Source organism: Pseudomonas sp. FG29, from assembly GCF_057809355.1.
Genome location: NZ_JBMDJU010000003.1, coordinates 262256 through 271914, shown reverse-complemented (window position 1 = coordinate 271914; position 9659 = coordinate 262256). Strand labels below are relative to the sequence as shown.

General features: G+C 63.7%; 9 protein-coding genes. 5 read left to right on the top strand and 4 right to left on the bottom strand.

Annotation, left to right across the window (positions count from 1 at the left end; genetic code table 11):
- Positions 1-2835, bottom strand: a complete 2835-nt coding sequence (uvrA, locus tag ACODS1_RS06525) for an excinuclease ABC subunit UvrA (protein WP_489085013.1) — start codon at positions 2833-2835, stop codon at positions 1-3.
- Positions 2836-3126: 291 nt separating this feature from the next.
- Between uvrA and ACODS1_RS06520 the strand changes: the two genes are divergently transcribed.
- The gene (locus tag ACODS1_RS06520) at positions 3127-4521 is read left to right on the top strand and encodes an MFS transporter (RefSeq protein WP_489085012.1); all 1395 of its coding nucleotides are present in this window, start codon (positions 3127-3129) and stop codon (positions 4519-4521) included.
- A gap of 12 nt (positions 4522-4533) precedes the next feature.
- Positions 4534-5034 (top strand): single-stranded DNA-binding protein, encoded by a 501-nt coding sequence (ssb, locus tag ACODS1_RS06515; protein WP_159973752.1) that lies wholly within the window; start codon positions 4534-4536, stop codon positions 5032-5034.
- A 53-nt stretch (positions 5035-5087) separates the two neighbouring features.
- Here the strand turns inward: ssb and gstA are convergent, their stop codons facing one another.
- A complete protein-coding gene (gene gstA / locus ACODS1_RS06510; RefSeq protein WP_322980341.1) occupies positions 5088-5693 on the bottom strand; it encodes a glutathione transferase GstA in 606 nt (201 codons plus the stop codon).
- A 105-nt stretch (positions 5694-5798) separates the two neighbouring features.
- Between gstA and ACODS1_RS06505 the strand changes: the two genes are divergently transcribed.
- From ACODS1_RS06505 to ACODS1_RS06495, 3 genes are all read left to right on the top strand, one after another.
- The gene (locus ACODS1_RS06505; RefSeq protein ID WP_322980340.1) at positions 5799-6212 is read left to right on the top strand and encodes a winged helix-turn-helix transcriptional regulator; all 414 of its coding nucleotides are present in this window, start codon (positions 5799-5801) and stop codon (positions 6210-6212) included.
- A gap of 85 nt (positions 6213-6297) precedes the next feature.
- Positions 6298-7182 carry a sugar nucleotide-binding protein gene (locus tag ACODS1_RS06500; protein ID WP_489085011.1) on the top strand — a complete coding sequence of 295 codons (885 nt, stop codon included), beginning with the start codon at positions 6298-6300 and terminating at the stop codon, positions 7180-7182.
- Positions 7175-8098 (top strand): SDR family NAD(P)-dependent oxidoreductase, encoded by a 924-nt coding sequence (locus tag ACODS1_RS06495; RefSeq protein ID WP_489085010.1) that lies wholly within the window; start codon positions 7175-7177, stop codon positions 8096-8098. Before ACODS1_RS06500 ends, ACODS1_RS06495 begins: the two co-directional genes overlap by 8 nt.
- Positions 8099-8305: 207 nt before the next feature.
- Here the strand turns inward: ACODS1_RS06495 and ACODS1_RS06490 are convergent, their stop codons facing one another.
- A complete protein-coding gene (locus ACODS1_RS06490) occupies positions 8306-8998 on the bottom strand; it encodes an OmpW/AlkL family protein (protein ID WP_489085009.1) in 693 nt (230 codons plus the stop codon).
- 136 nt (positions 8999-9134) lie between these two features.
- Positions 9135-9656 carry a DUF3299 domain-containing protein gene (locus ACODS1_RS06485; protein ID WP_322980336.1) on the bottom strand — a complete coding sequence of 174 codons (522 nt, stop codon included), beginning with the start codon at positions 9654-9656 and terminating at the stop codon, positions 9135-9137.
- Between the last annotated feature and the right edge of the window lie 3 nt (positions 9657-9659).

Sequence of the window (9659 nt, the reverse complement as noted above, 5' to 3'; positions counted from 1 at the left end):
TCAGGCGCGGTCGCGTTCCAGCAACGGCTTGAGGAAGTGCCCGGTGTGCGACGCCGGGTTGGCCGCCACCTCTTCCGGCGTACCGGTGGCGATGATCATGCCGCCCTTGGAGCCGCCTTCCGGGCCGAGATCGACCAGCCAGTCGGCGGTCTTGATCACATCCAGGTTGTGCTCGATCACCACCACGGTGTTGCCGTGGTCGCGCAGGCGGTGCAGCACGTCGAGCAGTTGCTGGATATCGGCGAAGTGCAGGCCGGTGGTTGGTTCATCGAGGATGTACAGGGTCTTGCCGGTGTCGCGTTTGCTCAGCTCACGACTGAGCTTGACGCGCTGCGCCTCACCGCCGGACAACGTCGTCGCGCTCTGCCCCAGCTTGATATAGGACAGGCCGACGTCCATCAGCGTTTGCAGTTTGCGCGCGATGGCGGGCACGGCATCGAAGAAGGCACGGGCGTCTTCGATGGTCATGTCGAGCACCTCGGTGATGCTCTTGCCCTTGTACTTCACTTCCAGGGTTTCGCGGTTGTAGCGCTTGCCTTTGCACACATCGCAGGGCACGTAGATGTCCGGCAAAAAGTGCATCTCCACCTTGATCACGCCGTCGCCCTGGCACGCCTCGCAGCGCCCGCCTTTGACGTTGAAGCTGAAGCGGCCCGGACCGTAGCCGCGCGAGCGGGACTCCGGCACGCCGGCGAACAGCTCGCGGATCGGCGTGAACAGGCCGGTGTAGGTAGCCGGGTTGGAGCGTGGCGTGCGGCCGATCGGGCTTTGGTCGATGTCCACCACCTTGTCCAGGTGCTGCAGGCCGTCGAACGAGTCGTGCGCTGCCACTTCCAGGGTGGTGGCACCGTTGAGCGCGGTGGCGGTGATCGGGAACAGGGTGTTGTTGATCAGCGTCGACTTGCCCGAGCCGGACACCCCGGTGATGCAGGTAAGCAGACCGACCGGGATCTCCAGGTCGACATTGCGCAGGTTGTTGCCGCGCGCGCCTTTGAGCTTCAGCGACTTTTTCTTGTCGCGCGGGGTGCGTGTGGCCGGGTACTGGATCTTCTTGCGTCCGGACAGGTAGCTGCCGGTCAAGGACTGCGGGTCGGCCATCACCTCGTCCGGTGTGCCCTGGGAGACGATCTGCCCGCCGTGTACGCCAGCGCCAGGGCCGATATCCACCACATAATCGGCCAGGCGAATGGCGTCCTCGTCATGTTCGACCACGATCACTGTATTGCCCAGGTTGCGCAGGTGGGTGAGGGTGCCCAGCAGGCGCTCGTTATCGCGCTGATGCAGGCCGATGGACGGCTCGTCGAGGATGTACATGACGCCAACCAGACCAGCACCGATCTGGCTGGCCAGACGGATGCGCTGCGCCTCGCCGCCGGACAGGGTGTCGGCGCTGCGGTCGAGGGTCAGGTAGTCGAGGCCGACGTTGACCAGGAACTGCAGGCGCTCGCGAATTTCCTTGAGGATCTTCTCGGCAATCTCGCCGCGTCGGCCGGTCAGGTGCAGTTCGCCGAAGTAGTCGCAGGCATCGCCCACCGGCAGGCCGGTGACCGCCGGCAGGGTCTTCTCGCCGACCCAGACGTGTCGTGCTTCGCGACGCAGGCGGGTGCCACGGCAATCGGGGCAGGGCTGCGTGCTGAGGAACTTAGCCAGTTCCTCGCGCACGCTGGTCGACTCGGTTTCGCGGTAGCGGCGCTCGAGATTAGGCACGATGCCCTCGAACGGGTGCGAGCGCTTGACGATGTCGCCACGATCATTGAGGTACTTGAAGTCGACGTTCTGCGTGCCGCTGCCGAACAGGATGACCTTCTGGTGCTCGGCGGCCAGCTCGTCGAACGGCACTTCCAGGCTGAAGCCATAGTGGCTGGCCAGTGAGCCGAGCATCTGGAAGTAGTAGACGTTGCGTCGATCCCAGCCGCGAATGGCACCTTCGGCCAGGGTCAGCTCGCCGTTGACCAGGCGCTTGACGTCGAAGAACTGCTTGACGCCCAGGCCGTCGCAGGTCGGGCAGGCGCCGGCCGGGTTGTTGAAGGAGAACAGCTTGGGCTCCAGCTCGCTGATCGAATGGCCGCAGTGCGGGCAGGCGAAGCGCGCGGAGAAGATGATTTCTTCGCCTTCTTCGTCATCCATCGGGGCGATCAGGGCGATGCCGTCGGCTAGACCGAGGGCGGTCTCGAAGGATTCGGCCAGGCGCTGCTGCAGGTCTTCGCGCACCTTGAAGCGATCCACCACCACATCGATGCTGTGCTTCTTCTGCTTGTCCAGCTTGGGCAGCTCGTCCAGCTCATGCAGCTTGCCGTTGACCCGGGCGCGGACGAAGCCCTGCGCGCGCAGTTCCTCGAACACTGACAGGTGCTCGCCCTTGCGTTCGCGGATGACCGGGGCGAGGAGCATCAGCTTGCGTCCTTCCGGCAGGGCCAGCACCTGATCGACCATCTGGCTGACGGTCTGCGCCTCCAGCGGGACGTCGTGATCCGGGCAACGCGGTGTGCCGACGCGGGCATAGAGCAGACGCAGGTAGTCGTAGATCTCGGTGATGGTGCCGACGGTCGAGCGCGGGTTGTGCGAGGTGGATTTCTGTTCGATGGAAATCGCTGGGGAAAGCCCCTCGATGGTATCGACGTCGGGCTTTTCCATCATCGACAGAAACTGCCGGGCATAGGCCGACAGCGATTCGACGTAACGGCGCTGCCCTTCTGCGTAGAGCGTGTCGAAGGCCAGCGACGACTTGCCGGAGCCGGACAGGCCGGTGATCACGATCAGCTTGTCGCGTGGCAGGGTCAGGTCGATGTTCTTGAGGTTATGGGTGCGGGCGCCACGAATCAGAATCTTGTCCACGGAAAAACCTCTAAAAGCGGTTTGCATTGCCGTCGCTTCGCTGCAAGTCTGGGCGTCGTCCTTGAGTGTTTCTGCGTTGCTCTGGAGCAGCGGCCTGAGGCCGTCGCGTGAGCATGCGCTGCTTGCTTCTACGGTCTCGCCAGATTGTTCAGGCGGCGAGCCTTGGCTGCGCCCGGCGAGCGGAAAACGGTCGAGTATAGAGGTAGGTGGCGCCCTGCGGCAAAGTGCGTGCCTGTATCGGCGCTGTGAGGGCTGCTAGAATCCGCGGCTGATTTTCATGGGGCATTTTTCATGCACGATTCCCATAGCGACCGCATGAGTGGCAGCGAGACGCGCGCTGCCGGTGGTCTGGCCTTGGTGTTCGCCTTCCGCATGCTGGGCATGTTCATGGTGCTGCCGGTACTGGCCACCTATGGCATGGATCTGGCCGGCAGCACCCCGGCACTGATCGGTCTGGCCATCGGCGCCTACGGCCTGACCCAGGCCGTGCTGCAGATTCCCTTCGGCATCATCAGCGATCGCATCGGCCGACGACCGGTGATCTATGTCGGGCTGCTGATCTTCGTCGCCGGCAGCGTGCTGGCGGCCAATGCCGACTCGATCTGGGGCGTGATCGCCGGGCGGGTGTTGCAGGGCGCCGGTGCCATCTCGGCGGCCGTGATGGCGCTGCTGTCGGATCTGACCCGTGAACAGCACCGCACCAAGGCCATGGCCATGATCGGCATGAGCATTGGCCTGTCGTTCGCCGTGGCCATGGTGGTCGGCCCGCTGCTGACGCGCGCGTTTGGCCTGTCGGGCCTGTTCTGGGTGACGGCGGGCATGGCGCTGCTGGGTATCGTCATCGTCGCCGGCATCGTGCCGAAGAGTGCCGGGCCGTTGCAGCACCGTGAGTCCGGCGTGGCGGCGCAAGCGCTGTGGCCGACTCTGCGGCATGCCGACCTGCTACGCCTGGATTTCGCCATCCTGGCGCTGCACGCCGTGCTCATGGCCAGCTTCGTGGCCTTGCCACTGGCGCTGGTGGAGCAGGGCGGTCTGCCCAAGGAGCAGCATTGGTGGGTCTATCTCACCGCGCTGCTGGTCGGCTTCTTCGGCATGGTGCCGTTCATCATCTACGGCGAGAAGAAACGCCAGATGAAGCGCGTGCTGCAGGGGGCGGTGGCGGTGCTGCTGGCCTGCGAACTGTATTTCGTCATGCTGGGCCACAGTCTGCGGATGCTGGTGGTGGGCATCGTGGTGTTCTTCACCGCCTTCAACCTGCTCGAAGCCTCGCTGCCGTCGCTGGTCAGCAAGGTGGCGCCGGCCGGTGGCAAGGGCACGGCGATGGGCGTCTACTCCACCAGCCAGTTCCTCGGCGCCGCTTTGGGTGGCATCCTTGGCGGCTGGTTGTACCAGCATGTCGGTCTGAACGGTGTGTTCATCGGTTGCGCCCTGCTCTGTGCGATTTGGCTGGCCATTGCTGTTACTATGCGCGAACCGCCGTATGTAACCAGCCTGCGCCTGCCGCTCGATGCTGCGGCACTGGCCGATGTCGGACTGGTCGAACGCCTGAAGGCGACGCCAGGTGTGGCGGACGCCATCGTGGTGGTCGATGAAGCGGCCATCTATATCAAAGTGGATACCCAACAATTGGATCGCACGTCTCTGGAGCGCCTGATCACGGCAGCACCGGCGGCGTGCCAAGCCTAGTAGGAGAACGTTATGGCCCGTGGGGTTAACAAAGTCATTCTGGTGGGTAACGTCGGTGGCGACCCGGAAACTCGCTACATGCCCAACGGCAACGCCGTGACCAACATCACCCTGGCCACCTCCGAGAGCTGGAAGGACAAGCAGACCGGTCAGCAGCAGGAACGTACCGAATGGCACCGCGTGGTGTTCTTCGGGCGTCTGGCGGAAATCGCCGGTGAATACCTGCGCAAGGGCTCGCAGGTGTATGTCGAAGGCAGCCTGCGCACGCGCAAGTGGCAGGGCCAGGATGGTCAGGATCGTTACACCACCGAGATCGTGGTGGACATCAACGGCCAGATGCAACTGCTCGGTGGCCGTCCGGGTGGCGATGAAGGCGGTGCGCCGCGTCAGTCGCGTCCGGCGCCGCAGCGTGAGCCGCAACAGTCGGCCCCGCGTCAGGAGCGCCCTGCGCCGCAACAATCTCAGCAGCCGGCACCGGACTACGACAGCTTCGACGACGATATTCCGTTCTAAGCGCTCGAGCCGATACGAAAACCCCGAGCTAGCTCGGGGTTTTCTTTTTAGCCTCAGATCAGGCCTTCGGCCTTCAGTGCTTCGACCACTTTCGGGCGGGCGCCAATGCGGGCGCGGTAGGCCTGCAGGCTCGGCCACGGGTCGAGGGAGAAGCCGACCAGGCCGGCCCAGCCCAGCACGGTGAACAGGTAGCCGTCGGCCACGCTGAAGCGATCACCAAGCAGGTACTCGCGCTCGCCGAGTTCACCAACCAGCCAGTCCAGGCGCTTGCTCAGCAGGGCCTGCGCCGCCGCTTTCCAGTCCTGGCTCTGCGCCGGGTTGAACAGGCTGCCCATGGGTTTGTGCAGTTCGCTGGAGATATAGCTCAGCAAGCTTTGCAGTTCGTAGCGGGCCTCGCTGCCATTGGCCGGGGCCAGGCCGCTCTCGGGCTTGAGGTCGGCGATGTATTGGACGATGGCCGCGCCTTCGGTCAGCACCTTGCCATTGTCCAGTACCAGCGCGGGGATATAGCCCTTGCCGTTGATCTGGGTGAAGTCGGCGCCCGAGGCGGTACGCTTGGTCTGCAGGTCGACGGCTTCCATCTCGAATTCAATTCCGGCTTCGCGCAGGGCGATATGCGGCGAGAGCGAGCAGGCGCCAGCTTTGTAGTACAGCTTCATGCGAGATTCCTTGAGTGCGTGGGTGGAGGATGGACGCGAAAGAGCTTACTCTTTGCTTTCATTTCGACAAGTACCAACCTTTTGGTAAGTATTGGAGCCGCTTCGATGTCCGATGACGCTTGCCCTGGCAATGTATTCAGCGGCGTTTGCCCTGCGCGCCATATTCTCGCGGTGATTGCTGACAAATGGTCGCTGCTGCTGATTCACGCGTTGGCGCATGGGGGCACCTTGCGCACCGCCGAGTTGCGCCGCCGTGTCGAGGGCATTTCGGAAAAGATGCTGATCCAGACGATTCGCCGCCTCGAACGTTTCGGCCTGGTTTCCAGACAGGCTTACGCTGAAGTGCCGCCACGGGTGGAATATTCGCTGACGCCGCTGGGCCATTCGCTCAGCGAGCCGATTCGCGCCATCGACCACTGGATCGAGTGCAACGTCGCCAGGATCGCTCAGGCGCAGCAGGCCTTCGATCAGGCCGGCGAAGCTGCCGTCGATCCTGGGCAACGCGCGATTGCAGGGTGACGCCACCCGGTAAAACCAGCAGAATATCGACCATCATCGCCGCCACACCGGCCGGCAGAACAATTCTGGAGTCACCCGAACCACCATGCGTATGCGCCTGATGCTGCTGGGCGGCGGTAGTGCCCTGGGGCAAGCGCTGATCCGTCTCGGTGCCGAGGAAGACATCGGCTTCCTGGCGCCTCGTCCGCCGGAAGGCGGCTGGAACGCCGCCAACCTCACCGAACTGCTCGACGACACCCGGCCGGATGCGCTGGTCAACCTGGCTTACTACTTCGACTGGTTCCAGGCCGAGTCGGTTGCTGAGCAGCGCCTGCAGACCCAGGAGCGTGCGGTCGAACGCCTGGCAGAGCTCTGCCAGCATCACGGCATCCTGCTGCTGCAACCCTCCAGCTACCGCGTGTTCGACGGCGCTCGCGCCACTGCCTACAGCGAGAAGGAAGAACCCGTACCGCTTGGTCTGCGTGGCCAGGCGTTGTGGCGTCTGGAGCAGAGCGTCCGGGCGATCTGCCCGCGACACGTGCTGCTGCGCTTCGGCTGGCTGCTCGACGACAGTCGTGAGGGCCTGCTCGGACGCTTTCTGCAGCGCGCCGAGCAGGGCGAGGCGCTGTGCCTGGCCGATGATCGGCGGGGCAACCCGACACCCGTGGACGATGCGGCGCGGATCATCCTGGCCGTGCTCAAGCAGCTCGATTGCGAGTCGCCGCTATGGGGCACTTATCACTACGGCGGGCATGAGGCCAGCACCTCGCTGAGTCTTGGCCAGGCCGTGCTCAGCGAAGCGCGCCACTACCGCAGCAACCTCGTCGGCGAAGTATTGGCGCAGGCACATGCGGCTCGCCCGGACGCCGCAGATGAGCCGCAGCATGCCGTGCTCGCCTGCAAGAAAATCTTCCATACCTTCGGTATCAAGCCGCGTGCCTGGCGCTCCGGTCTGCCGAGCCTGCTGGATCACTATTACCGCCATGGCTGAGATTCTCGTAACCGGCGGTGCCGGCTTCATCGGTTCGCATCTGGTCGATGCCTTGCTGGCCGCTGGCAATCGCGTGCGTGTGCTGGACAACCTGTCCATGGGCAAGCGCGAAAATCTGCCGTTGGCCAACCCGCAACTGCAGTTCATCGAGGGGGACGTGGCGGATGCCGCTCAGGTCGAGCAGGCCATGGCCGGCTGCGATGCTGTGGCGCACCTGGCGGCGGTCGCTTCGGTGCAGGCGTCGGTGGATGATCCGGTGGCGACGCACCAGAGCAATTTCATTGGCACCCTGAACGTCTGCGAGGCCATGCGTCGTCACGGCGTACGCCGCGTGCTGTTCGCCTCCAGCGCCGCGGTGTATGGCAACAATGGGGAAGGCTGCGCTATCGATGAGGATACCGCCAAGGCGCCGCTGACGCCCTACGCGGCGGACAAGCTGGCCAGCGAGCATTACCTGGACTTCTATCGCCGCCAGCACGGTCTGGAGCCGGCGGTGTTCCGCTTCTTCAATATCTTCGGGCCGCGTCAGGATCCGTCCTCGCCGTACTCCGGCGTTATCAGCATCTTCACCCAGCGCGCGCAGCAAGGCCTGCCGATCAGCGTGTTCGGCGACGGCGAGCAGACCCGCGACTTTTTCTACGTCGGCGATCTGGTGGCACTCTTGCAGCAGGCGCTGACCGCCGAGCAGGTCGAACCGCTGCCGGTGAATGTTGGCTGGAGCCAGGCGGTCAGCCTCAAGCAGTTGCTTGCCGAGATCGGTGCGTTGTGTGGCGGGTTGCCGGCGGTGACGCATCTGCCACCGCGTGCCGGTGATATCCGCCATTCGCGTGCCGATATCACCCGGCTCAGTACGCAATATCGCTTGCCGCTGCAGACGCCGCTGCGTGAAGGACTGGCGCGCCTGCTAGGCCTTTGACGCCAAAGCCTGCACCCAGAATGCAAGAAGCCGGCGATTGCCGGCTTCTTGGTTTTCGGGTGGCTTAGAGCCTGTTCACGATCTCGCGAGCTAGAGCCATACAAGGCAAAAACAGGCGAGGACGCGGAGTTTACGAGCTGTAAATGAGCAGTCCGAGCCTGTTTTTAACGCAGTAGGGCCGACGCGCAGCAGATCATGAACAGGTTCTTAGAACTTGTAGCCCAGGCCGACCATGTACACGTACGGGTCGACATCCACGTCCACTTTGGCGCGCACGCCGAGAGCGGTGTTGTCGACATAGGCGGTGGTGTCGATGTCGATGTAGCGCACCTGGGCGTTGATCAGCAGGTTGTCGGTCAGCATGTAGTCGGCACCTACCTGCCAGGCCAGGCCCCAGGAGTTCTTGGCGCGGAAGTTGTCGAAACCGTTGGCGCTGGCAGCGCTGCCGACGTGCTCGTCATAGATCCAGGTGTAGTTGATGCCGGCGCCCACGTACGGCTGGAAGGCCGACTTGGCGTCGAGCGGGTAGTACACCAGGCTCAGGGTCGGCGGCAGGTGCTTGAGAGTACCCAGCTTGCCATTGGCAGCATCGAGCACGGTGCCCTTGATCTTCACGTCATGCTCGAACGGTGTGGCGGCGAGCAGTTCGATACCCAGGTGATCAGTCATCATGTAGGCGAAGTTCAGGCCCAACTGAGTGTCGCTGCTCATGGTTGCCTTGCCGCCCAGGTTGGTGCCGGCCAGGCCGCCGCGGTCGACCTTGACGCTGGAGGAGTCGGCGTCCGGATTGACGGTGATGGCACCGGCACGGATGAGGATATCGCCGGCCTGGTGAGCCTGTGCCACGGGAGCGGCGACAGCGAGGGCGAGCAGTGAGGCAGTGAACAGTGACTTGTACATAGCGAACTCCAGTCGAGTCGAGTGTCTTGGCTGGAATCAATGCTAAGCCACGCAACAATTCGCTTTTTGACCTGGCTCAATAGATCGGCGTGGAGTGGTGTGGCGTTTTGTCAGTCACTGTCGGTCGCGGCAAGATTCAACTGTCGGGCAGTTCGTAGACGTAGATCTTGTCCGCTTCCATCTGGTAGCCGACCTCCGCCAGTTCGCTGCTCATGTGTTCTACCTTCACCACACCTTCGACCCAGAACGGCTGGTACAGCGCATCGAGCATCACGCCCAGCTCGCTGGTGACGTGCACGATCTGGTTGGACGGCGGTGGCGGTACGTGGATGCAGGCGCCGAAGTAGGGCACCAGGAGAAACTCGGTGACGCGGCCTTCGTCGGTCACGTCCAGCGGCACGATGTAGCCGGGCAGCTTGATGTGCTGACCATTGAGTGCCTTGACCACGGGCGCTGCGGGCGACTGCTGAGTGGCTGCAGGGCCAGACTCGGAGAGGGTGTTGGCCAGTTGCGAGAGATCGTGGATGGGCGTGGGATCGACCTTCTCTGGCGGGGCGTCCGGGGGAATCAGATCGGACCAGTTCAGTTCACGCACCTCGGCGGCGGACAGCGGCAGGCACAGCGTCAGCAGCAGGGTGGCGAGCAGGCGGCGGGACATGGA

What these genes read in the sequence shown, in the direction of transcription:
- gstA (WP_322980341.1), bottom strand. Translation starts at nt 5,693, where the DNA reads ATGAAGCTGTACTACAAAGCTGGCGCCTGCTCGCTCTCGCCGCATATC.
- ACODS1_RS06485 (WP_322980336.1), bottom strand. Translation starts at nt 9,656, where the DNA reads ATGTCCCGCCGCCTGCTCGCCACCCTGCTGCTGACGCTGTGCCTGCCG.
- ACODS1_RS06490 (WP_489085009.1), bottom strand. Translation starts at nt 8,998, where the DNA reads ATGTACAAGTCACTGTTCACTGCCTCACTGCTCGCCCTCGCTGTCGCC.
- ssb (WP_159973752.1), top strand. Translation starts at nt 4,534, where the DNA reads ATGGCCCGTGGGGTTAACAAAGTCATTCTGGTGGGTAACGTCGGTGGC.
- ACODS1_RS06505 (WP_322980340.1), top strand. Translation starts at nt 5,799, where the DNA reads ATGTCCGATGACGCTTGCCCTGGCAATGTATTCAGCGGCGTTTGCCCT.
- ACODS1_RS06495 (WP_489085010.1), top strand. Translation starts at nt 7,175, where the DNA reads ATGGCTGAGATTCTCGTAACCGGCGGTGCCGGCTTCATCGGTTCGCAT.
- ACODS1_RS06520 (WP_489085012.1), top strand. Translation starts at nt 3,127, where the DNA reads ATGCACGATTCCCATAGCGACCGCATGAGTGGCAGCGAGACGCGCGCT.
- ACODS1_RS06500 (WP_489085011.1), top strand. Translation starts at nt 6,298, where the DNA reads ATGCGTATGCGCCTGATGCTGCTGGGCGGCGGTAGTGCCCTGGGGCAA.